Origin of the sequence: Xanthomonas sp. SHU 308 (genome assembly GCF_000364645.1) — a bacterium.
GTDB lineage: Bacteria > Pseudomonadota > Gammaproteobacteria > Xanthomonadales > Xanthomonadaceae > Xanthomonas_A > Xanthomonas_A sontii.
Genome location: NZ_AQOK01000595.1, coordinates 1 through 23,007 on the forward strand (window position 1 = coordinate 1; position 23,007 = coordinate 23,007).

Consider the following 23,007-nt stretch of genomic DNA (forward strand, 5'->3'; position numbering starts at 1 on the left):
CCGCCGGCGTCCACGAATGCCGATGGAACTACAGCCTCTTAAGCTCCAGGTCGCGGGTTCGAGTCCCGCCCACCCTGCGATGGGGTGGTAGCTCAGTTGGACAGAGCGGGAATGTTCCATCTCTCTTGTCGTGGCCGTCGTCGGTCCTGTTGTGCGCGTTGCCTGGCGGATGCAGGCGGAACTCCATCGGTCGCGGGTTCGAATCCCGCCCGCCCTATGGCGGTAGCTCAGCGGTAGAGCGATCGTTCCGCGTATGGACTTGCCGCGTGAGGCGATGCGTTGGTTTTGCGGTGAATGCAGGTGGAACTCCATCTGGTAGCCCTTTAAGGGTCGGGTTCGAGCCCCGGCCGCACGGCAGCTATGCCGCCATGCGGAAGGTTCCACCCTCCCTCGTCACCGCGCTTTTTTTTTGAACATGCGTTACACAAGGAGCAACACCATGAACACCGAGCAGTACGACGTCATCGCGCAGCCGGGAGCGGCGCCGATCAAGCTGTGGACCCGCGGCGTGCCGCTGGAGGACGAGGCGCGCCAGCAGCTGCAGAACATCGCCAAGCTGCCCTTCATCCATCGCTGGATCGCGGTGATGCCGGACGTGCACCTGGGCAAGGGCGCGACCGTCGGCTCGGTGGTGCCGACCATCGGCGCGATCGTGCCTGCCGCGGTGGGTGTGGACATCGGCTGCGGGATGATCGCCGCGCGCACCTCGCTGGTCGCCAGCGATCTACCGGATAACCTGGCGCCGATCCGCAGCGCGATCGAGCGCGCGGTGCCGCACGGGCGCACGCCCGGCGCGCGCGACAAGGGCGCGTGGCAGACGCCGCCAGGTGCGGCCGTGGACGGCTGGGCGCAGCTGGCCAGCGACTTCGCGCTGATCTGCGAGCGTCATCCGCGCCTGCGCAAGACCAACAACCTGCAGCATCTCGGCACCCTCGGCACCGGCAACCACTTCGTCGAGATGTGCCTGGACGAGGCGCAGCGGGTCTGGTTCATGCTGCACTCCGGTTCGCGCGGGGTGGGCAACGCGATCGGCAACCACTTCATCCAGCTCGCCAAGGAGGAAATGCGGCGCTGGATGATCAACCTGCCGGACCAGGACCTGGCCTATCTGCCGGAAGGCAGTCAGTACTACGGCGACTACGTGTTCGCGGTGGACTGGGCGCAGCGCTATGCGCGGATCAACCGCGAGATCATGATGCGCAGCGTGGTCGAGGCGGTCCGCACGGTGATCGCCAAGCCGTTCGAGGCGCAGGCCGAGGCGGTGAACTGCCACCACAACTACGTCAGCCGCGAGCATCACTTCGGCAAGGACGTGTTCGTGACCCGCAAGGGAGCGGTGAGCGCGCGCAAGGGCGAGCTGGGCATCATTCCCGGTAGCATGGGCGCCAAGAGCTTCATCGTGCGTGGGCTCGGCAACGCGGACAGCTTTCATAGCTGCAGCCACGGTGCCGGCCGGGTGATGAGCCGCACCGAGGCGCGGCGCCGCATCAGCGTCGATGAGCACGCCAAGGCGACCGCGCACGTGGAGTGCCGCAAGGACCAGGACGTGGTGGACGAGTCGCCGGCGGCGTACAAGCCGATCGAGGCGGTGATGGCCGCGCAGCGCGACCTGGTGGAGATCGTGCATACGCTGCGGCAGCTGGTGTGCGTCAAGGGGTAGTCACAGGTGCCGGTCGGCTTGCAGTGGCGCCAGCCGGCGCCGATCGTCCGTGCGGGCTTGCCCGCACGGGCGTTTTCAATGATGGATTGTTTGGCAATGGACATGATCGAACTCGACGGTGCCGCAGGCGGCGGGCAACTGCTGCGCACCGCACTGACGCTGAGCCTGTGCACCGGGACCGGCTTTACCTTCCGCAACATCCGTGGCGCACGTCCGCGTCCGGGCCTGATGCGCCAGCACCTGACGGCGGTTGCCGCGGCGGCCACGATCGGCCAGGCGCGCACGCACGGGGCGCAGATCGGCGCGACCACGCTGCGGTTCGAGCCGGGAACGGTGGTGCCTGGCGATTATCAGTTCGCCACCGGCAGTGCCGGCTCGACCACGCTGGTGTTGCAGACGGTGCTGCCGGCACTGTGGCGTGCCGCTGCGCCGTCGCGCCTGATCCTGGAGGGCGGCACCCACAACCCGCTGGCGCCCTGCGCCGACTTCCTCGCCGAGACCTGGCTGCCGGCGCTGCAACGCCTGGGCGTGACCGCCGCGCTGACGCTGGACCTGCACGGCTTCTATCCGGCCGGCGGCGGCGCGCTGCGCGCCAGCGTCGCGCCCTGTGCGCAGTTGCAGCAGGTCTGCTTCGATGCGCGAGGCGACCTGCAGGCGATCGAGGCGCAGGTGCTGGTCTCGGGCCTGTCCGGCAAGATCGGCCGGCGCGAACTGGCGGTGCTGGCCGAGCGACTTGGCGTGGACGCCAATCCGCGCCACGTGCACAGCGTGCGTCCGGCGCAGGGTCCGGGCAATACCGCGCTGGTGCGGGTGCGGCATGCGGCGCACGTGGAGGTCTTCGCCGGCCACGGCGAGCGCGGTGTCTCCGCCGAGCAGGTCGGCGAACGCCTGGCGGCGCAGGTGCGCCGCTACCTGGAGAGCGGCGCCTGCGTCGGCGAGCACCTCGCCGACCAGTTGCTGCTGCCGATGGCGTTGGCTGGCGGCGGCGCCTTCACCACCGACACGGTCAGCGCGCACCTGTCCAGCAATGCCCGCCTGATCGAGAAATTCCTGCCGGTGGAGATCGCTTGGGAGCAGGTGGATGCGCGGCAGTGGCGGGTGGTCGTGTCCAGCTGACCAAGGGCGCCGGCAGTTGCCGCGTGGACGCTGTCGTCGCTGTCGCCGCGCCTGTGCTTGCAGTCGCAGCCGGCGCGGCGGCCCTACATCGCCCGGAACAGCGGCAGGTAGCTGCGGCTGACCGGCAGCGTCTCCGCGCGGCCGCGCAGGTGGATCTGTGCGGTCTCGTTGTCGCCACGCACCACGTGCAGGATCGCGCGGCGATTGACCACCACCGAGCGGTGCACCTGCTGGAAGTCATCCGGATCCAGTTGCGCGGCCAGGTCCCTGAGCGGCGTGGACACGATCGAGGTGCACGCCTGTCCGTCCGGATCGCGCCAGGCCACGCTGGTGTACTTGCTGTCCGAGCGCAGATAGTCGATGGCCTCCACGGCGATCAGGCGCACGCTGCTGCCGCTCTGTGCCTGCAGCCAGCGCAGTGGGGCGGGGCGCTCGGGTGGGCGCAGCCGCTGCGCCAGGCGCAACAGTTGCTCGCTGAGGTCGGCCGCCGGTTGTGCGGCCTGCAGGCGCTGTTGCAGCCGCGCGACGGTATCGGCCAGACGCGCGTCCTGCACCGGCTTGACCAGGTAGTCGAGCGCGCCTTCGGCAAACGCTTGCACCGCATAGTCGGTGTAGGCGGTGACGAACACCAGATGCGCGCGGCGGCCGATCTGCTGCGCGGCCTGCACGCCGGACAGACCCGGCATCTGGATGTCGAGCAGGCAGATCTGCGGCGCATGTTCCTCGAACAGGCGCACCGCCTCGCGGCCGTTGCGCGCCTCGGCGACGATCCGCAACTCGGGCCACAGACGCGCCAGCTGACACCGCAGGGCCTCGCGCAGCAGCGGTTCGTCGTCGGCGATCAGCGCGGTGGGCGGGATCATCGGGGCGGTACCGTCATCGGCAGGCTGAGATCGGCGCAGGTGCCTTGCGGCAGGCGCGGACGCAACTGCAGATGCGCCGTATCGCCGAAGCCGAGCGCGAGGCGGTCGCGCAAGGTGCGCAGGCCGGTGCCCAGCCCGCCGCGGCCGTCGCCCTCGCCGGCGCCGCTGTCTTCCACACGCAGATGACAGCGCTCCCCGCTGCACCAGGCGCGAATGGCGATGCTGCCGCCTTCCTCGGACGGATCGATGCCATGCTTGACCGCGTTCTCGACCAGGGTCAGCACGGCGAGGGTCGGGCAGCGCACTGCCTGCACGGCGTCCTCGGCGTCGATCGCGTAGTGCAGCCGGTCGGGCATGCGCATGTGCATCAGCTCCAGGTAGGCGCGCGCCAGCGCCAGTTCGTCGCCCACCGTGCTGGTGGCCTCGTGCAGGCGCGGCACCGCGGCGTGCAGGTAGGCGGTCAGGCTGCGCATCAGGTCTGCGGCACGCGGCGACCCGACATCGATCAGCGCCTGCACGTTGGCCAGGGTATTGAACAGAAAATGCGGGGCGACCTGGCGTTGCAACAGCTGCAGGCGCGCATCGAGCGCCTCGCGTTCCAGTTCGCTGCGTTCCAACGCGAACGCCAATGCCTGGTGCCGGGCCAACGCGTCCTTCTGCCGCACCAGGGCGGCCAGCGCCATCCATGGCGCGATCAGCACGCCGACGATGGTCAGCGTGGCGAAGCCGGCCAGCCGATCCGGGTCCTGCCAGAACGGCGGCGCGCCGGCGTGGGTGGAGCCCAGGTAGATCAGCAGGGTCGTCGTCGGGATCGCCAGTGCGACGCCGGCCACCTGCAGCGCCCAGCGCGCCAGCCAGCGCGGCAGCCGTTGCGGCCGGCGCTCCAACAGCGTGTAGGCACCCAGCGCAGCTGCTCCCAGCATGAAGCTGCGGACCAGGACCGGCAGGGGACTGTCCCAACTCAGGCTCATCAGCAGGCCGAGCGTGCCGGAGACCAGGAACACCGGCACGATGCGCGCCCAGGTCAGCAGCGCAGGCATGCGCGGCGGTGCGGAGAGCGGGGACGGAGGCGACATGGCCGCGAGCATACCGGAGCGCGGGCGTTGGCCGCTGTGGCTGCGCTCAGGCGTGCCGCAGCACCGGCCACCACATTCCCGCCACCGCGGCGAGGGTGCCGACCAGGGTGGCCGCGCTCATTGCGGCGAGCACCGCCGTCGCCAACAACTGCGGGCCGCTGCGGCGGCTGTCGAGTGCGCGCAGATACAGTTCCAGCACCGCCAGCGGTAGCAAGGTCTGCGCGAACGCCAGGGCGGTCAGCGTCGGGCCGACGAAACGGTCCGGATCGAAACCGACCGGTGCCTGGTTGAGGGCCAGCCAACCCATCAGCCCGATCCGGAAGAACCACACGCCGCTGACGGCCAGGAACAGGCGCAGCGCCCAGCGCCGATGCGCCGGCCACTGGCCGCGGCGGGCGTGGCGCCAGGCCATGGCCACGCACAGCAGGATCAGCACCGCATTGGCGCTGGTGCCCAGATGCTGCCCCAGGTCGCCAGCGACGCCGCCGCGGATCCAGATCATCGCCAGTCCGCCCAGGCTGAGCACGACGGCGCAGACCAGGTAGATGCGTCCGTTCCAGCGATGCAGGGCGGGACGCCTGCGTCGCAACGCCGGCAGCAACTGCGCTGCGCCGCCGAGCACGATCGCCACGGCCAGGCACAGGTGCAGCGCCAGTACCGCATTGAACACGGTGTCGCCGGCGACATGGCCGCGCGCCATCACCTGGTTCCAGCGCTCGGGGGTGCCGGCCAGCGCGGTGCGTCCGTAGAAGCCGGCGACATAGGCGGCGAAGGCGAGCTGACCGCCGATGGCGATGCTCATCCACAGCGCCGCGGCACCACGCAGCAGGCGTGTCGCCCAGCCTTGCCCGGCGTGCGGCTGCGCCGGCCCCGCCAGGTGCGGCGCGGCGGGAGCGGGGTGGTGCGGGGCGGAGAGGATCGAGGACATGGCGGCGTGCGCGGCGGTGGCGGTGACACGCAGTGTCGACAGTGCGGCGCTGCCGCGCCTGCGTGATCGGACAGGTGGCGGCCGCGGCGGGCGAAGTGCGGCAGGTGCCGACGAAACGCACCGCGACGGATGTAGCGCGGTCCGCATTGCGCAACCCGGGTTGCTATCCTCATGGGCGCTACCGCATTGCCAGGAAGGTCGTTCCGATGCGCACTCCCGTCGCTTCCGTCCCGATCGCGCCCGACCGGGCGCGTGCGCTGTGGCTGCATGCGCAGCGCCTGACCACGCCGGCGCCGTTCGGCAGCGGTGCCGAAGCGGTGCGGCAGGCGACCGCGCACCTGGGCTATGTGCAGATCGACACCATCCACGTGATCGCGCGCAGCCACCACCACGTGCTGTACACGCGCATTCCCGAGTACCGCGAACGGGATCTGGAACAGGCGCAGTCGCAGGACAAGTCGCTGTTCGAGTACTGGACCCATGCCTTGGCCTACTTGCCGGTCGCCGACTACCGCATGTACGTGGCGCAGATGGCGCGCCGACGTGCACAGGCCGACGCCAGGGGCACAGTGGATGCGCAGGATTACGCGCGGCTGCTGCGGCGCATCCGCAGCGAGGGGCCGTTGTCGATCCGCGACATCGACGACGAGGTGCTGGTCGAGAAGACCCACCCCTGGGGCAGCCGCAAGCCGTCGCGGGCCGCGTTGCAGTACGGTTTCTTCAGCGGCGACCTGGTGGTCAGCCAGCGCAGCGGCATGCTCAAGACGTACGAATTGGCCACGCGGCATTTCGGCTGGCGGCAGCGGCCGCGTCCGGTCAGCGACGCGCAATATGCGCGTTACCTGCTGCAGCGAGCGTTGCGCGCGCAGGGCCTCGTCGGCGTGGAGTCGATCTGCTATGGCGAGACCGCTGCCAAGCCGGCGGTGCGGGCGTTGATCGCCGCGGAAGTGGCGCGCAAGCGCCTGGTCCCTGTGCATCTGCAGGGGCAGGAAGGCGTGGCCCTGTGGGTTGAGCCGGAGGTGATGGACAGCGTGCCGCCGCCGCCGGATCCGACGCGGGCGCAGTTGCTGTCGCCGTTCGATCCGCTGGTGATCCAGCGCAAACGGTTGCAGCAGTTCTTCGGCTACACCCATCGCTTCGAGGCCTATGTGCCGGCGCCACAGCGGGTACTGGGCTACTTTGCGCTGCCGGTGCTGGTCGGCGACCGCATCGTCGCAGCGCTCGACCTGAAGATGGACCGTCGCGCCGGCCGCCTGCTGATCCAGCAATGGACCTGGCTGGTGCCGCGGCGACCGGCGCTGCAGGCGAGGATCGACGCGGCGCTGCAGCGGTTCGAACGCTTCCATCTGCTGTAGCCGGGTGCTGCTGCCGCAGGGGTATGGCTTGCGGCGGTGCAACTCGCGCCAAGGGCATCCGCGGCGCAGCGCCGGACTTCTAGATGGTGCCGCGCATCCCCGATCGCATGCATAGGCCGGTTGCTGCCTCCTTGCGCTGCCATCGCCGCGAACGCGACGCCCACACGCGGCGGCCAGGGTCACCTCGCGACCACAGGCCGCCGCTTAGGCTCGGGTTTCCCACGTTGCCTGTGCCGCCGCATGTCCGCTGCCCGACACTGTCTCCATGCTGCAATCGACGCCTGCCGCCGCGGCACGCCCGCGGTCCTGGCCGTGGCGATGGCCCGCGAAGGCTCCACCTACGCGCATGCCGGGGCGATGGCCTTGTTCGGTCCCGATGGTACGCAGCAGGGTTGGCTCAGCGGCGGTTGCCTGGAGCCGGAGATCGCGCGCTGCGCCGCGGAGGCCGCCGTCGCCGGCATGCCGGTGTGGATGGAGATCGATACGCGCGAAGACGAAGACCTGCTGTCGGGTTCGTCCGCCGGTTGCCGGGGCCGCCTGCACATGGCCTTGCTGCCGCTGCTCGCCTTGCCGGGCTTCGACGGGCTGGCCCAGGCCTGGCTGCAGGGGCGCGGTGGATTGACCCTGGCGCTGGAGGCCGACGGTCGCATCGCCGCCAGCGTGGCCGAGCAGGCGTTGCGGTGGTGCCTGCCTTGGCACACGCTGTCTGTGGCGCCGTCGCGGGTCGGCGAAGTGCAGGTGCCGCCGCCGCCGAGGGTCAGCGTCTTCGGTGCCGGCCCGGAAACCACCGTGTTGCTGCCGCTGCTGCGTCAATTGGGCTGGATGACGACCCTGGTCGAGCAGCGGCCGCGCTGGTCTGCGTTGGCGGCGCTGGCCGACCGCGCCCTGGCATGCACGCCGACCCGCGCACTGGCCGACTGTGACGGCAGCGATGCGGCACTGGTGATGCACCACAATTTCGAACTGGATCGCGAAGCGCTGGACGCGCTGGCCGGCAGCGCGATCCCGTTCCTCGGCCTGCTGGGACCGGTGCGGCGGCGCGAGGACCTGTTCCGTTTGCTGAGTCCGACGCAACGCGCGCAGTTGTCGCCGCGCCTGCATTCGCCGATCGGGCTGCGCCTGGGAGGCAATGGCGCAGAAGCGATCGCGCTGAGCATCGCCGCGCAGTTGCAGGCCAGCCGGGCGGCGCCGCCGCGGCTGAGTGCGGTCGCGCAGGCGAGCGACAGGCCGCGGCGATCGCACCGCGATGCGCTGACGGCAGCGCCGCGGTTGCTGGCCGAAGGTGCCAGGTGATGGCGCAGGCGCACGCGGCGCTGATCCTGGCCGCGGGTGGCAGCCGCCGCCTCGGCCGTCCCAAGCAGACGCTGACCAGCGACGGCGAGCCGCTGCTGCGCAAGGTCGTGCGCCTGGCGCTGTCCACGGCGCCGGCGCGTTGCGTGGTGGTGCTTGGTGCGCAGGCCGAGGCGCTGCGCCCGTTGCTGCAGGGATTGCCGGTGGAGTGCGTGCGCAATCCGGACTGGTCCACCGGCATGGGCGGCAGCCTGGACTGCCTGCGTGCGGCGGTAGGCGACGATGCCGCGATCACCCACAGCCTGGTGCTCGGTTGCGACCAGCCAGCGTTGGCCGCGGCGCATCTGCAGGATCTGCTGGCGGCGGCCTCACGGGCGGCGTCCGGTTGCGCGGTGAGCGCCTACGCCGGCGTGCGTGGCATGCCCGCGGTGGTGGCGCAGCAGCGCTGGCGCGCGCTGCCATTGGGCGGCGACCAGGGCTTGCGCACGCTGTTCGCGACGCTGGCACCGGATAGCCTCGGTTGCATCGTCGCGCCGGCGTTGGCGCTGGACCTGGACACGCCGGAGGATGTACAGGCGGCGGTGGCGAAAGGGTGGCTGGATCCATAGCGGTCGCCACAGGGCGCGACGTAGCGATGGTTCCTGCAGGACTTGCTGCGGGATGCGATAGATGCAGCGAAGGCTTCCGTCAGACAACGGGCGACGTCGCATGGCGTCCTACTTTGCTCTTTGCAACGGAATGCCACTTCTGATGACTACGGAAGCGATGTCGCAGGAGCCGCTTCAGCCGCGACAGGCGCTATGGGGGACGTCTGTCGCGGCTGAAGCCGCTCCCACGAGGGATAGGGCGAACGGCGCAGCAAGCGGCGCTCGTGCTCAGCCGATCAACTTGTCCGGCGTGATCGGCAGGTCGCGGATGCGCTTGCCGGTGGCGTGGAATACGGCATTGGCGATCGCCGCGGGAATGCCGACCATGCCCAGCTCGCCCATGCCCTTGACCCCGAGCGGGTTGACGATGGTGTCGTCCTCTTCGACGAACATGGTCTGAATCTCGTGCACGTCGGCGTTGACCGGCACGTGATAATCGGCCAGCGAAGCGTTGAGCATGCGCCCGTAGCGGTGGTCGATCTCGGTGCCTTCGCTGAGCGCCATGCCGATGCCCATCACCACGCCGCCGATTTCCTGGCTGTGCGAGGTCAGCGGATTCATGATCTTGCCGCAGGCGGTGGCTTCGATGACCCGCGTCACCTGCACCATGCCGGTGTCCGGATCGACCTTGACCTCGATGAACTGCGCGCCGTGTGCGGCGGTGGCGTACTGCTTGCGCTCGGCCGAGGGCTTGGATTCGTGCACCACCTCCAGCTCCTGCAGGCCGTGCTGGCGCATCAGCTTGGCGACGTCCAGGCCGGCTTCGGGCTTGCCGGTCGGGCGCAATTGGCCATCGACCAGTTCCACCGCATCCATATCCAGCCCGCTGAATGCGGCCTGCCCATCCTGCCTGGCCAGTTCCAGCAGCTTGCCGCGGATCTCGCGCGCCGCGCCATGGATCGCGCTGCCGACGCTGGCGGTGGTCCACGAGCCGCCCTGCGCCGGCGCCTTCGGCAGGCGCGTGTCGCCCAGTTCGAACTGCACGCGCTTGGCGTCGATGCCCAGATACTCGGCGGCGATCAGGGTCATCACCGTGTAGGTGCCGGGGCCGATGTCGGAGGTGGCACTGCCGACGCGAGCGCTGCCGTCGGCCTTCAGTACCACCCGTGCCAGCGCGGGCATCTGCATCGACGCCCAGGTGCCGGTGGCCATGCCCCAGCCGACCAGCAGGCGCCCGTCGCGCATGGAGCGCGGCTCGGGCGTGCGCTTGCTCCAGCCGAAGGTCTCGGCGGCGAGCGCGTAGCACTCCCGCAGCGCCTTGCTCGAAAACGGCTTGCCGCTCTCCGGGTCGGTCTCGGCATAGTTGGCCAGGCGCAGTTCCAGCGGGTCCATCTTCAGCGCATAGGCCAGTTCGTCCATCGCGCACTCGATGCCGAACATCTGGCTGATGGTGCCGGGCGCGCGCATCGCCTGCGGCGTCGGCAGGTCGGTCTCCACCACCTCGAAGCGATCCTCCACGTTGGGGCAGGCGTACAGCGAGCGCGCGTTGCGGAAGAAGGCCTCGTTGAACGCCTCGATGCGCGAGGTGTTGAGCACGTGCCGGTAGCGGATCGCCTGCAGCGTGCCGGCGGCGTCGGCGCCCAGGCCCAGTTCCACGCGGTAGTAGGGGCGGTAGCCATGGCCGCTGAACATCTGCCGCCGGGTGTAGACGATCTTCACCGGCAGGCCGACCGCCTTGGACACCGCACCAAGTAGGAAGGTGTAGTAGTTGGGTCGCAGGCAGGAGCCGAACGCGCCGCCGACGAACAGCGAGACCACGTTGACCTTGTCCACCGGAATGCCGAAGTAGCCGGCCAGCTGTTCGCGGTCCTGGTAGACGTTCTGGCTCTTGTTGACCACGGTCAGGGTGTCGCCGATCCAGTAGCCGATGCCGCCGTGCGGTTCCATCGGGTTGTGGTGCTCGACCGGCATCGTGTACGCGGCCTCCAGCTTCACCGGCGCGGCGGCGAACGCAGCAGCCGGGTTGCCGCGCGGCTTCGGCGAGTCTTCCGGGGTCGGATCGTGCGCCTGATCGAGCAGCGCGTCGAAATCGGTGTGCGCGGCTTCGGTGGCGTAGTCCACCTGGATCAGTCGCGACGCGTGCCGCGCCTGCTCGAAGGTGCTGGCGACCACCACGGCGATCGGTTGTGCGTTGAAATGGATGCGGTCGTCGACCAGGGCACGGAACGACAGATCCTCGCCTTTCTTCTTGACCGCGTCGGAGACCGGCTTGCTCGCGTTTAGGTGGGTCAGTACCTTGATCACGCCCGGCGCGGCTTCGGCGGCGCGGGTGTCGATGCGCACGATGCGGCCCTTGGCGATGGTGCTGGTGAGGATGTAGCCGTGGACCAGATGCGGGATCTGGAACTCCGCCGCATAGCGCGCCTTGCCGGTGACCTTGGCGTAGCCGTCGACGCGGCGCATTTCCTTGCCGATGTAGTTCATTGCCGGTTCTCCGGTTGGCCGCTCACGCGGCGTCGCTGCCGCTGGCGCGGTGCAGGGCGCGGATCATCGCGTGCGTGCCCATCGGGATCTTGTAGGCGTTGTGCGCCAGTGGCCGCGCCGCGGCCATCTCGGCCTGCGCGGCGGCAGCGAAGGCGTCTTCACCGACCCGCTGCCCGACCAGCGCACGTTCGGCGGCACGCGCGCGCCAGGGTTTGTGCGCCACCCCGCCCATGGCGATGCGCGCGTCGCGGATACGCCCGTCCGGTTCCAGCGCCAGCGCCGCGGCCACCGAGATCAGTGCGAACGCGTAGCTGGCCCGGTCGCGCACCTTCAGATAGTGGCTGTGCGCGGCGAAGCTCTGCGCCGGCAGGGTGATGGACTCGATCAGTTCGCCATGCGCAAGCTGGTTGTCGACATCGGCGCGCGCCTCGGGCAGCAGGTGGAATTCGGCGAACGGGATCTCGCGCTGGATGCCGGCCGGCGTACGCACCTGCACCGTCGCGTCCAGTGCGGCCAGCGCCACGCACATGTCCGACGGGTGCACGGCCACGCAGTGTGCGCTGTGGCCGAAGATCGCGTGGGTGCGGTTGAGCCCCTCGCGCGCGCCGCAACCGCTGCCGGGTTCGCGCTTGTTGCAGGGCAGGGCGGTGTCGTAGAAGTAGCCGCAGCGCGTGCGCTGCAGCAGGTTGCCGCCGTTGCTGGCCATGTTGCGCAGTTGCATCGTGGCCCCGGCCAGGATCGCCTGGCTCAGCAACGGATAGCGTTGACGCACCAGCGGATGGTTGGCGGTCTGCGTGTTGTTGGCGAGCGCGCCCAGGCGCAGGCCGCCGTCGGCGGTTTCGGCGATCTCGGCCAGGCCCTTGAGCCGGGTCAGGTCGACGATCTCGTCGGCACCGGTCACCCCTTCCTTCATCAGGTCGAGCAGGTTGGTGCCGCCGCCGAGGAAGCGCGCGTTCGGGTTGGCGGCGACACGGCGTACCGCGTCCTCCGGCGAGGTCGCGCGCTGGTACTTAAACGGCGTCATCGGCCACCTCCTTCGCCATCTTCAGGGCGGTCAGTTCGGACTGGTCGACATAGCGCCAGGTCAGCGGCCGCGGCGCGCCGCCGCTGTGCACGTCCTGGATGGCGGCGACGATCTTTGGGTAGGCGCCGCAGCGGCAGATGTTGCCGCTCATGCGCTCGCGCACCTCGGCGTCGCTGAGTTCGGTGACCGGCCGGCTGACGTCGGCGCTGACGTGGCTGGCATCGCCGCGCCTGATCTCGTTCAACAGCGCCACCGCCGAGCAGATCTGCCCAGGCGTGCAGTAGCCGCACTGGAACCCATCGTGCTGCACGAACGCGGCCTGCATCGGGTGCAGTCGCTCGCCGTCGGCCAGACCCTCGATGGTGGTGATCTGCGTGTCTTCGGCCTGTGCGGCCAGGGTCAGGCAGGAGAGGCGGCGCTCGCCGTCGACGATCACCGTGCAGGCACCGCACTGGCCGTGGTCGCAGCCCTTCTTGGTGCCGGTCAGTGCCAGGTGTTCGCGCAGCGCGTCCAGCAGCGTGGTCCGTGGATCCAGCTGCAGGGCATGGCGCTGACCGTTGACCTCCAGGACCACGGGCAAGGCGTTCTGCGGCGGCGCGGCCTTGGCGACGGGTGCGGCGAACGCGGCCTCGCTGAAGAGGATCTGTCCGCACGCGCTGCTCAGGCCGGCGGCCGAGAGCAGGGCGAGGAATTCGCGGCGCGAGAGGCCGTTGATGCCGAGCCGGCGCGCGAGCGCGGCTTCGTCCTCGCTCAATGGGGTGTCGCGCGCGCTGTCGGCAGTGCCGGACGCGGCCTCGGAATGGTAGGGGTCATGCTGCATCGGTCTCTCCTGCCTGGGGACCGCTACCGCGCGCGCCGCGGCGCAGCAGGGAGCGAGTCGACCTGGGTAGCGGCGCTGCCATCGCGACGCCGACGTGCGGGCACGCATCGGCACCCGAGCGCGAGCATCGCGGCGGGACCGCGAAGGGATTGCGAAGAGAACGCGAAGGGAGGGTGTCGGGGCAGTGATACGGACCGGTGGACGTGCCGGATCGGGATGCGCGTGCATGCGCTCCTGCAGATGCCATCGCCGCCACGACAGGCGCGCGATTGCGCCTGTCATGGTCGGCGCCACGCGACGCCAGTGCAGCGATGGCGTCGCGTGCGTCTGCGATGCGGCAGGCGCTACCAGCGATACGCCACCGATGCCTGATACTGGCGGCCGGCGATCGGGCGGCCCATGAACACGCCGCCGGTGGCCGCGCCGGGCACGCGGACATTGCCTTCTGTCAGGCCCAGCGTGTCGGTCACGTTGCTGCCGCTGACGGTGAACTCCCAGTGCTCGCCGCTGTGCAGGCTGGCACCGACGTCGAGCATGTCGTAGGACGGCAGGCGCTGGCTGTTGGCCAGGTCGGCGTAGCGTTCGCCGATGTAGGAATAGGTCGCGAACAAGCGCAGGTCGCCGAACGGCAGCATCCAGTAGTAGCTCGGCGTCAGCCGGAACTGGCGCTTGGGCTGACGCATGACCTGGTTGCCGGTGTATTCGCGGTAGTTGCGGTACTTCGCGTCCAGCCACACTCCCGTCCCGGCCAGTTCGAAGCCGCCGAACGGACGGATCGCGCCTTCCACCTCCAGGCCGTAGGCACGCGAATCGCCGACCGTGGTGAAGTTGCTGCCGTTGGCCAGGAAGGCCTGGAACGGCGAATTCCTGAAGGTGTTGTAGAACGCGGTGAGGTACAGATCGTAGTTGGCCGCGCCGGACTTCAATCCCAGTTCGTATTGCCGGATGTCCTGCACCTTGGTCTGGCCGTCGCGCAGATTGTCGAAGCCGGGAAACTTGACCCCGGAATTGACCCGCGCGAACACGCTGTTGTGCGCGTCGAGCTTGACGTTCAGCCCGGCCGTCCACGACAGCGCGTTGTCGTCCTGGTCGATGCGCCGCGCACTCGGCAGCGAGATCGAGGTGGCGTTGTCGTAGAGCGTGGCCGGATTGCCGTCCAGGTCCACGGTGGCGGTGTCGTGCACGGTGCCGGTGACGTGCTGGCGCTCGTAGCGCACGCCCAGGTCCAGGCGCAGGCGCTCGTCCAGTTCCCATTCGTCGGCGACGAACACCGCGGCGTTCTCGCCCTCGTAATGCGCGCGCAGCGCCAGGAAGGCGGTGCTGGTGAAGCCGTCGCGCGTCGGCTGGCGGCCGTCGTCCAGGGTCACGTCGATGCGCCGCGCATGGTTCTGCGCGGTCAGCAGCATGGTGTTGCCGAGGTACCAGGTGTCGTTGGAGGTGTACCTGGCGTAGTAGCTGCCCACGGTCAGCGTATTGCCGGCGAACAGCGCGCGGCTCAGGCGCAGGTCGTTGGTGAAGGAGTTCAGGCGCTTGTCCACCGACCACCAGCCGGCTTCCAGCACCTGCTGGTTCGGGTCGACCGCGCCGCCGCCGTTGGTATAGCGTGCGCTGCCGTTGCTGCCGTAGCCGGCGATGAAGTCGCCCAGCCGCTGCGGCGCGTCGCCGGTGAACAGCGCATAGGTCGGTGCGGTGCCGCCCATCACGTTGAAACGGTCGGCGACGGTCCAGTCGCCCACCTCCCAGTTCAGTTCGCCGCCGAACACGTCGATGTTGACGCCGCGGCCGTCGCCGAGGTCGCGCCGGATGGTCTGGCCGTTGGGGCCGACCGGCAGGGTGACGTTGCGGAAGTCGTTGCTCAGCAGCGTGCCGTGCTGCGCGTCGAGGCCGGGAAAGCTGGACAGGTCGCTGCCGTTGTTGCGCGACAGCAACGGGATCGCGGTGTAGAAGGCGTTGTTATCGTCGGTATGGCGCGCATAGAACGACAGCTCGCCGCTGTCCCAGCGCTTGCTCAGGGTGGCGCTGAACTGGCCGCCCTTGTCGGCGGGGAACTGCGGGTCGCGCACGCCGTCGGTCTCGCGGAAGAAGCCGCCGATGCTGTAGTACCAGCCGTTGCCCATCGGCCCGCTGTCGAACAGATCGATGCGGCGCAGTGCATCGCTGCCGCCGGTGAGGCGTACGCTGCCTTCCGGCTCGTCCTGGCCCTTCTTCTGGATGAAGTTGACGGTGATGCCGGCCTGGCCGTTGGAGAAGATCGGGCTGGAACCGCCGCGCAGCACCTCCATGCGTTCGATGGTGTCGTCGGTGCGGAACAGCGTGGAATTTTCCAGGAACGACAGGGTCGGCGGCGGGAACAGCGGCGCGCCATCGAGCTGGAAAGTGACGAACGGCGCATCGCCTTCCGACGGCATGCCACGCACGAAGATGTTGGCGCCGGTGCCGCCGCCGCTGGGTTCGGCCCACACGCCGGGCACGATCTTCAGCAGGTCGGCGCTGCTCTGCGGCACCGCCTGCTGGATCTGTTCGGGTGTGGCGGTGGTGATCGAGAAGCTCGCATCGCGTTTGCGCAAGCCGCTGAAGCGCGCAGTGCCGCTGACGACCACGGTATCCAGGGTGGTGGCGTCGGGTTGCGTTGCCGGCGCGGTGGGTGCGTCGGCGGTCTGCGCCAGCGCGGGGGGCGCGAGCAGGGCGGCGGCGATGGACAGGGGCAGCAGATGGCGAAGCGGCGCAAGATGCATGAAGAATCTCTCCTTTCTTCATTCGGAACGATCGGCCGGGATGCGGCACGCGCGTGCAGCGCGCGGCCGCGTCGCATCGGCCGGTACGGCGCGAAGCAGGGGGCGACGCGCGGCGCCCTTTGTAACGCCGTCGGGCGATCGGACCGTTGTGCAGCGCGGTACAGGCCGCGTTTGCGTGACGGGTTGCCCAGGCAGATCGCCATCGCACCGCAACCTGCGGCGTGCGCTGCGCAGGGCGGCGTCGCTTCGATTGGTCATGCGTGTGGCCATGCGTGGCGTCGCAGGAGAGACGCAGCCGTGCCAGAGACGATCCCGGAACGCCGATCGCGGTCGATTTCCAGAAGGGCACAACGCGCCGCTCCTGCGCAGCGTGCATCCGGGGCAAGGGCCGTCGCCATCGTCGCCATCGTCGCCACGCGCCGCTTGCTATCGTGGCGCGCTGCGCGTCCAGGAGTGTCCTGCAATGAAGAACTGGCTGTTCCTGCTGGTGGCCATCCTCGCCGAGGTGGTCGCGACCTCGGCGCTGAAGGCCAGCGAGGGCTTCACCCGGCTGTGGCCGACGCTGCTGGCGCTGTGCGGCTATGGCATCGCCTTCTACCTGCTGTCGCTGACCCTGCGCAGCGTGCCGGTGGGCGTGGCCTATGCGCTCTGGTCGGGCATCGGCATCGTGTTGATCTCGCTGCTGGCGTGGTGGCGGTTCGACCAGGCGCTGGACCCGCCGGCGATCGTCGGCATGGCGCTGATCGTCGCCGGCGTGGTGGTGATCAACGTGTTCTCGCGCAGCGCCCCGCATTAGCAAAAAAAGAGGCCGCCCGGAGGCGGCCTCGTCACGCTGCAGCTAAGCTGCCCGATCAGAAGAACAGGCGCACGCCGAACGAGGCGCTGCGGCCGGGCAGCATGACGTCGTCCTTGAGGAACGAGGTATGCACGCGCGCATCCTGGTTGGTCAGGTTGTTGCCGTCCAGGAACACTTCCCAGGCGGTGCTGCCGGCATCGACGTGATAGGCCAGATGCGCATCGACCAGGGTGTAGCCAGCGGTGGGCGTCTCGTTGACCGCCACCTTGTCCTGCTTCTGGTAGCGGGTGGCGCCCAGCGCGGCGCGCCAGTTGCTCGCGTCCCAGCGCAGCTGCGCGCCGTAGCGCGCCGGCGCGATGCGCGGCAGGTTGCCGCCGTCCTTCAGGCGTGCGCGCACGGTGTCGCCGAACACGCGCAGGTCCCAGGCGCCGCTGTCGTTGTTGGCCAGGTGGAAGGTGGCCTCGCCCTCGAAACCATGGAACACCGCATCGGCCTGGGTCCACTGGCGGATCGGCAGGAAATCGTTGTCTTCCTCGTGGAACCACTGGCCGCCGGTGTCGACGATGTAGATGAAGTCGTCGTAGCGGTTGTAGTAGCCGGCCACCTTGGCGTCGACCCAGTCGTTCTTGAAGATCAGGCCCAGTTCGGCCTGGTTGGCCTTCTCGGTCTTCAGGTCGGGGTTGCCGATCTCGTAGGCGAGGGTGGCGATGTGCGGACCGTTGGCGAACAGTTCTTCCTCGGCCGGGGCGCGCTCGGCGTGGTCGAGGTTGGCGGTCAGGCGCCACTGTTCGTTGAAGCGGAAGCCGCCGCTCAGCGACAGGCTCTTCGGAGTGAAATCGCGGTCCACGCCGGTGTCGGTCTCGTACTTGGTCCTGTCCACGCGCGCGCCGACCTCGGCCTGCACGCGGTCCCAGGTGTTGCGCGCCAGCGCGAACACGCCGATGGCGCGAGTGTCGGTCTTCGGCACGAAGGCTTCTTCGCCGGTGGCCTGGAAGGTCGAGTCGCTGCCCTGCACGCCGACCGCGGTCTGCCAGCCGCCGCCCAGACCGAAGGAGGCCTCGACGCGGCCTTCGTTGGCGCGCTTGTCGAACTTGGTGCCCACTTCCGCGCCTTCGAACTCGGTGTGGGTGTAGGCGGTGTGGCCGAAGCTGTAGCGCAGTGCGCTGCCGTCGCCCCACGGGTCGTTCAGCGCACCCTTGAGCTCGAAACGGTCCTGGTGCAGCTGCAGCGACACGCCGCGCTCGCCGGCGGCCGGATCGCCGGGCTCGCCGGGGTTGCCGTAGTTGTCGCGGAAGCGCGAGATCGACACGCCGACGAAGCCCCAGTCGCCGGCCAGCGAACTGCCGATCGAGCCGACCTTGGACTTGACGAACGAGTTGAGCTGCGGGCCCTGCGGCGTGTCGTAGTCCTTCAGGTTGCGGTACACGCCGTCGGCATGGATCGACAGGCCGCTGCCGTTGCCGGCATCGACGCGGAACATGTCGGTGTTGCCGCTCTTGTCGCCGCCTTCCCAGCGCGCTTCGGCACGACCGTGCACGCCGTCGACCGGGGTCTCGGCGATGCGCCCGTCGACCACGTTGACCACGCCGCCGATGGCGCCGGAGCCGTACAGCAGGGTGGACGGACCCTTCAGCACTTCGATCTGGTCGGCCAAGAACGGCTCAACGGCAGGCGAATGATCCTGGCTGACCGTGGACACGTCCTGCGAGGACAGGCCGTCGTTGAGCACCGCCACGCGCGGGCCGTCGAGGCCGCGGATGATCGGCCGGCCCACGCCGGGGCCGAAGTTGGAGCTCTGCACGCCCGGCAGGCTGGCCACGGTCTCGCCGATGCTGGCGCCGCGGTTCTCGTCCAGGCGCTCGCCGGCCAGCACGTCCACCGGCTGGCTCAGCGCACCGGCGGCATCGCGCAGCGGGCTGGCGGTGACCACCACCTGGTCCATGTCCTTCACGTGCCGGTCCTGCCTGTGGCCTGCGCCGTGGCGGCTGTCGCTGGCGGGCGGCGTGGCGTCGGTCGCGGTCGTCGCGGTGGTCGGGTCGGCGGCCAGGGCCAGCGACGGGCTCAGCAGGCCAAGCAGGGCCAGGGACAGGGCGGAACGGCGGAGCAGGACGGGACGGGGAGAGGGCATGGGCATTCCATTAGGAGGGACAGTCGGGGGCGACGTGCGCGCTGCCGGCACCGCACAACGGCGGTGGACGGTCGGGGAAGGGGCGCGGGACGCGCTGGTCGCCGGCGGCCGAATGTTATATTATTCCGTAACACTTTCAACCCGTGCCGACCGTCATGTCCTCATCGTTCGATCTGCGCGCCGCGCTCGACCGCCTCGGCGCCACCGGTTCGCTGCTGTGCGCGGTGCATTGCGCGGTGTTGCCGCTGGCGCTGGCGGTGCTGCCGTCGCTGGGTCTGGCGATGTGGCTGGGCGAGGGCGTGGAGCGCACCCTGGTCCTGTTCGTGACCTGCCTGGGCCTGTTCAGTCTGGTGCTTGGGTATCGCCGGCACCGCGTGTGGCAGGCGCTGGGATTGCTCATCCTCGGCCTGCTGGCGCTATGGGCCGGGCTGCTGGTGCCGGCGCTGCATCATGCGGTGGCGCCGCACGCGGCGATCATGACCTTCGGCGGCACCCTGGTCGGCCTGGCGCACCTGCTCAACCTGCGCTTGAACCACGGCCACGTGCACGACGCAAGCTGCGCCCATTGAGCGCACGTGGTAGGCTTGCCGCCCTTGCGCGAGGGCGCTGACCGCGTTGGCCTCGCCAAACCCCGTGCATCTCGCGGGGGTTTTCGCAAACACATTCAGGAGTCGATGAGCATGGGTAAGGGTGACCGCAAGACCGCCAAGGGCAAGCGCTACAACGCCAGCTACGGCAATTCGCGCTCGCACAGCGTGAGCAAGGTGGCCGTGGGCGCTGCATCGCCGGCCGCGAAGAAGTCGGTGGTCAAGGCGCCGGCGGTGAAGAAGGCCGTGGCCAAGAAGACGGTCGCCAAGGCCGGCTGAGCCAGCCACCGGTTGCGACGAAGAACGCGGCGCTTGCGCCGCGTTTTTTTATGCCTGGCGTTCATGCCTGGAGGTCGCCGTGAGCGCACTCCCCGGTCGTTCGTTCGTCGCTCAGGACACGCGGCCGCTCAATGCGGACGCGGCGCGCTGGGGCCGTCGTCGCGGTCGTCGTGGTCGCTGCCGGCCAGGTCGGCCACCAGCGAGGTCGGCGCGTCCTCTTCGGCGGGCGGCGTGGGTGCCGGCGGCGGTGCCACCAGCAACAGCTCGGCCAGGCCGCGGTAGATCGGCGTGCGGCACACCAGCGCCGAAGCGCCGCGCGCGATCAGCACCGTGGCCAGGATCGGCAGCAGCATGTCGCTGCTGTCGGTGAGTTCCAGCGAGATCACCGCCGAGGTCAGCGGCGCCTGGGTGACGCCGGTGAGATAGGCGCACATGCCCAGCAGCACGAAGATGCGCGGGTCCACGCCCGGCATCAGCACGGCCAGGTTGTGGCCGAGTCCTGCGCCGACCGCCAGGGCCGGCGAGAACAGGCCGCCGGGGATGCCGGCCACGTAGGACACCAGGTTCGCCAGCAGTTTCATCAGGCCGAATTCGTGGCCGACGCTGGCGTGCCCCTGCACCAGGCTGCGCGCCTGCTCGTAGCCGGTGCCGAACGCGCCGTTGCCGAAGATCAGGCCCAGCAGCACCAGCGCCAGGCCGCACAGTGCGGCCAGCAGCACCGGCTGGCGCCGGCGCAACTCGCCCAGCCAGCGCGGCTTGCCGGCGACGGTGAGCAGCACCATGCGCGCGAAGGCGCCGCCGAGCAGGCCGGCGACCACGCCGCACAGCAGGATCGCCAGCCACGCCTTGCCCAGCGGCAGGCCGGCGGTGGCGACCCGGCCGAAGTAGGTGTAGTCGCCGAGCAGGCCCAGCGAAATCACGCCGCCGACGATCACCGCGGTCAGCAAGGTGCCGGAGAAGTGGTGCTCGAAGCGTCCGCTCAGTTCCTCGATGGCGAACACCACGCCGGCCAGCGGTGTGTTGAACGCCGCGGCGATGCCGGCGGCGCCGCCGGCCAGCAGGAAATGGCTGGCCTGGCGCGCATCGCGAAAGCCGAACCAGCGCCCGAACACGTACATCAGGCTGGCGCCGACGTGCACGGTGGGGCCTTCGCGGCCGATCGAGGCGCCGCCGAACAGGGCCATGGTGGTCAGCATCAGCTTGCCCGCGGACACGCGCAGCGACAGGTTGGCCTGGCGGAAGCCGTCGTCGGGGCGTTCCAGCGCGGCGATCACCTGCGGGATGCCGCTGCCGCGGGTGGGGCGCAGCGCGCCGTTGGTCAGCCAGGCCAGCAGGGCGAACACGCTCGGGGTCAGCAGCAGCGCCCACCACGGCGAATGCGCGGTGATGCGCTGGAACACGTGGAAGGCGGCGTCGCTGGCCTTGGCGAAGACGATGGAGACCAGGGCCACCGCCACCGCGCCGCCCCACAGCACGGCGCGCTGCTTCCAGCTCTCCTGCGAGATCAGCGGGCGCAGACGATGGCGCAGGCGCGGCGGTTGCGCGGAGTCGGGCGAATGCATGCCGCCATTGTCGCACGCGTTGCCATGGGCGGGCGTCGCCGCGCCGCGACCGTTGTCGTGGCGCTCAGGGCGTGTCACCCATTCCCGAGTATGCCGCGCGCCTGCCAGACCCAACCCGAAGGGCCGCGCTTGCGCGCGCCCGTGGCCGCGTCATCGCGCGGGCGTGGACGCTTGCCACAGGCACGCGCAATCGTGGCGCGGCATGCTCGGGGAGTGGTGGCCCCCTAACGCAGCGCCGGCAGCAGCGCCTGCGGATCGCCGTCGTTGGGGGCGGCGGGAATGCCGAGCAGGCGGGTCAGCAGCGGGTAGACGTCGACGTTGTCGATCGGCGCCAGGGTGACGCCCTGGCGGAACGCCGGGCCGCGGGCGACGAACACCGCGCGCATCGACGGCAGTGCCGGGTCGTAGCCGTGGGAGCCGCGCAGGCTGCGCGGCTTCTCGGCGATGCGCGCACGCGGCAGCGCATCCCAGCCCTCGTGCATCTGGCACACGATCGGCGGGATGCGCGGATTGCTGCCGTAGTGCCAGCGCGCCGGCAGTTCGCCCTTGCGCCAGCAGTCGTATTGCGGATGCGCGCCGAGCAGGCGCGCCTCGACCGCGGCCTCCTGGCCCGGGCGCGGAACGATGCCCACCGATTGCCCGTAGCTGATCACCGTGACCTGTTGCGGCGGGACCATCTCCTCGACCGCCAGCACCTGCTTGGGCGGCACCGCGGCCATGCCGTGGTCGGAGACCAGCACCAGGTTGATCCGGTCCAGTTCGCCGCGCTGCGCCAGGCCGTCGAGCAGATGTCCGATCGCCGCATCGATGCTGGTGACGGCCTGCGCGTATTCCCGCGACTCCGGGCCATGCTCGTGGCCGGCTTCGTCCACCTGTTCGAAGTACAGCGTCAGCAGCTGCGGACGCGGCGCGTTGGGATCGTCGAGCCAGCCCAGCACCTGGTCGACCCGCGCGTTCGGCGGCATGTCCGCGTCGAAGGCCTGGCGGCGGCTGGGGCGCACGCCCTGGATGGCCGCCTCGCTGCCCGGCCAGGCCCACGTCGCCGCGTGCAGGCCGGCCTTCTCGACGCCGACCCAGATCGGCTCGCCGCCCCACCAGCGGCCATCGCTGACCGCGGCGCGATCGCTGAGCTGGAACGTGCCCAGCAGCGGGTCCTGCATGCTGTTGTGGACGATGCCGTGATGGTCCGGGCGCAGCCCGGTGGCGATGGTGTAGTGGTTGGGGAAGGTCAGCGACGGATAGGAGGGCGACATCCACTGCGCGCGCACGCCGTCGTGGACCATGCGGCTCAGGTTCGGGGTGATGCCGCGATCGAGCATGTCCGCGCGCAGGCCGTCGATCGAGATCAGCAGCACCGGCGTGGGCAGCCTCGCCGGTGCGGCTGCGCTGGGTGCGGCGGCCGCGGCGGTCGCGTGCGGCGATGTGGAGGGGGCGGAGGCGCAGGCACCGAGCAGCAGGGTGGCGCAGACGAGCGTGGAGCGCAGGGCGTAGGACATCATCGCCGCATCATAAGGCGCGGACGGTGACGTGGCGAAGACAGCGCCTGCCGCGCGCGTGCATCGGTATCCGGGGCGCGCGATGCCGCAGCGCTTGCGGCGTCGCCGCCGCAGGCTGCGACGCTCAGCCGAACAGTGGGGCGATGGTGCCGGCGGCCGCGTCGCCGCCCTCGCGTCGCTCCAGCGCCAGCAGCGCGGCCTTGGTCGGCAGGCCGCCACCA

General features: G+C 69.9%; 18 protein-coding genes and 1 tRNA gene. 9 read left to right on the plus strand and 10 right to left on the minus strand.

Annotation, left to right across the window (positions count from 1 at the left end):
* Window positions 1-81 precede the first annotated feature (81 nt).
* The 3 genes from D588_RS27980 to rtcA all read left to right on the plus strand — a co-directional run bounded on the left by D588_RS27980 (window position 82) and on the right by rtcA (window position 2,776).
* Window positions 82-217, plus strand: a tRNA-OTHER gene (locus D588_RS27980).
* A gap of 222 nt (window positions 218-439) precedes the next feature.
* A complete protein-coding gene (locus D588_RS0117030; RefSeq protein ID WP_017916838.1) occupies window positions 440-1,660 on the plus strand; it encodes an RtcB family protein in 1,221 nt (406 codons plus the stop codon).
* A gap of 96 nt (window positions 1,661-1,756) precedes the next feature.
* Window positions 1,757-2,776, plus strand: coding sequence for an RNA 3'-terminal phosphate cyclase (rtcA, locus tag D588_RS0117035; protein WP_017916839.1), 1,020 nt, complete (start codon window positions 1,757-1,759; stop codon window positions 2,774-2,776).
* A gap of 83 nt (window positions 2,777-2,859) precedes the next feature.
* Here the strand turns inward: rtcA and D588_RS0117040 are convergent, their stop codons facing one another.
* The 3 genes from D588_RS0117040 to D588_RS0117050 form a co-directional block, all read right to left on the minus strand.
* A complete protein-coding gene (locus D588_RS0117040; RefSeq protein WP_017916840.1) occupies window positions 2,860-3,639 on the minus strand; it encodes a LytTR family DNA-binding domain-containing protein in 780 nt (259 codons plus the stop codon).
* On the minus strand, window positions 3,636-4,679 hold the full coding sequence (locus D588_RS0117045; RefSeq protein ID WP_017916841.1) for a histidine kinase: 1,044 nt from the start codon (window positions 4,677-4,679) through the stop codon (window positions 3,636-3,638). The genes D588_RS0117040 and D588_RS0117045 overlap by 4 nt, the downstream gene beginning before the upstream one ends.
* An 82-nt stretch (window positions 4,680-4,761) precedes the next feature.
* Window positions 4,762-5,643, minus strand: a complete 882-nt coding sequence (locus D588_RS0117050; protein ID WP_017916842.1) for a DUF2306 domain-containing protein — start codon at window positions 5,641-5,643, stop codon at window positions 4,762-4,764.
* Window positions 5,644-5,849: 206 nt separating this feature from the next.
* Here D588_RS0117050 and D588_RS0117055 point away from each other — a divergent pair, with 206 nt between their 5' ends.
* The 3 genes from D588_RS0117055 to D588_RS0117065 all read left to right on the plus strand — a co-directional run bounded on the left by D588_RS0117055 (window position 5,850) and on the right by D588_RS0117065 (window position 8,896).
* Window positions 5,850-6,998: a crosslink repair DNA glycosylase YcaQ family protein gene (locus D588_RS0117055; protein WP_017916843.1), complete on the plus strand. Its 1,149-nt coding sequence runs from the start codon at window positions 5,850-5,852 to the stop codon at window positions 6,996-6,998.
* Between the two features lie 240 nt (window positions 6,999-7,238).
* Window positions 7,239-8,291: an XdhC/CoxI family protein gene (locus tag D588_RS0117060; protein ID WP_081613583.1), complete on the plus strand. Its 1,053-nt coding sequence runs from the start codon at window positions 7,239-7,241 to the stop codon at window positions 8,289-8,291.
* Window positions 8,291-8,896, plus strand: coding sequence for a nucleotidyltransferase family protein (locus D588_RS0117065; RefSeq protein WP_017916845.1), 606 nt, complete (start codon window positions 8,291-8,293; stop codon window positions 8,894-8,896). The genes D588_RS0117060 and D588_RS0117065 overlap by 1 nt, the downstream gene beginning before the upstream one ends.
* Before the next feature lie 267 nt (window positions 8,897-9,163).
* Here the strand turns inward: D588_RS0117065 and D588_RS0117070 are convergent, their stop codons facing one another.
* The 4 genes from D588_RS0117070 to D588_RS0117085 form a co-directional block, all read right to left on the minus strand.
* Window positions 9,164-11,359: a xanthine dehydrogenase family protein molybdopterin-binding subunit gene (locus tag D588_RS0117070; RefSeq protein WP_017916846.1), complete on the minus strand. Its 2,196-nt coding sequence runs from the start codon at window positions 11,357-11,359 to the stop codon at window positions 9,164-9,166.
* 22 nt (window positions 11,360-11,381) lie between these two features.
* Window positions 11,382-12,383 (minus strand): xanthine dehydrogenase family protein subunit M, encoded by a 1,002-nt coding sequence (locus D588_RS0117075; RefSeq protein ID WP_017916847.1) that lies wholly within the window; start codon window positions 12,381-12,383, stop codon window positions 11,382-11,384.
* Entirely contained in the window at window positions 12,370-13,203 is an 834-nt protein-coding gene (locus tag D588_RS0117080) for a 2Fe-2S iron-sulfur cluster-binding protein (protein ID WP_017916848.1), read from the minus strand. The genes D588_RS0117075 and D588_RS0117080 overlap by 14 nt, the downstream gene beginning before the upstream one ends.
* Window positions 13,204-13,547: 344 nt before the next feature.
* On the minus strand, window positions 13,548-15,938 hold the full coding sequence (locus D588_RS0117085; protein ID WP_017916849.1) for a TonB-dependent receptor: 2,391 nt from the start codon (window positions 15,936-15,938) through the stop codon (window positions 13,548-13,550).
* 463 nt (window positions 15,939-16,401) lie between these two features.
* On the opposite strand from D588_RS0117085, the gene D588_RS0117090 reads away from it, so the two are divergent.
* Window positions 16,402-16,734 (plus strand): SMR family transporter, encoded by a 333-nt coding sequence (locus tag D588_RS0117090; protein WP_017907256.1) that lies wholly within the window; start codon window positions 16,402-16,404, stop codon window positions 16,732-16,734.
* A gap of 55 nt (window positions 16,735-16,789) precedes the next feature.
* On the opposite strand, the gene D588_RS0117095 is transcribed toward D588_RS0117090, so the two are convergent.
* Window positions 16,790-18,862, minus strand: a complete 2,073-nt coding sequence (locus D588_RS0117095; RefSeq protein ID WP_017911844.1) for a TonB-dependent receptor — start codon at window positions 18,860-18,862, stop codon at window positions 16,790-16,792.
* Between the two features lie 155 nt (window positions 18,863-19,017).
* Here D588_RS0117095 and D588_RS0117100 point away from each other — a divergent pair, with 155 nt between their 5' ends.
* Window positions 19,018-19,431 carry a MerC domain-containing protein gene (locus D588_RS0117100; RefSeq protein ID WP_017907253.1) on the plus strand — a complete coding sequence of 138 codons (414 nt, stop codon included), beginning with the start codon at window positions 19,018-19,020 and terminating at the stop codon, window positions 19,429-19,431.
* 111 nt (window positions 19,432-19,542) lie between these two features.
* The gene (locus D588_RS0117105) at window positions 19,543-19,728 is read left to right on the plus strand and encodes a 30S ribosomal protein THX (protein WP_017911843.1); all 186 of its coding nucleotides are present in this window, start codon (window positions 19,543-19,545) and stop codon (window positions 19,726-19,728) included.
* A 128-nt stretch (window positions 19,729-19,856) separates the two neighbouring features.
* Here D588_RS0117105 and D588_RS0117110 read toward each other — a convergent pair whose 3' ends face one another.
* Together D588_RS0117110 and D588_RS0117115 are read right to left on the minus strand one after the other, a co-directional pair.
* On the minus strand, window positions 19,857-21,290 hold the full coding sequence (locus tag D588_RS0117110) for a chloride channel protein (protein ID WP_017916850.1): 1,434 nt from the start codon (window positions 21,288-21,290) through the stop codon (window positions 19,857-19,859).
* Window positions 21,291-21,514: 224 nt separating this feature from the next.
* A complete protein-coding gene (locus tag D588_RS0117115; protein ID WP_017916851.1) occupies window positions 21,515-22,789 on the minus strand; it encodes an ectonucleotide pyrophosphatase/phosphodiesterase in 1,275 nt (424 codons plus the stop codon).
* Window positions 22,790-23,007: the final 218 nt, after the last annotated feature.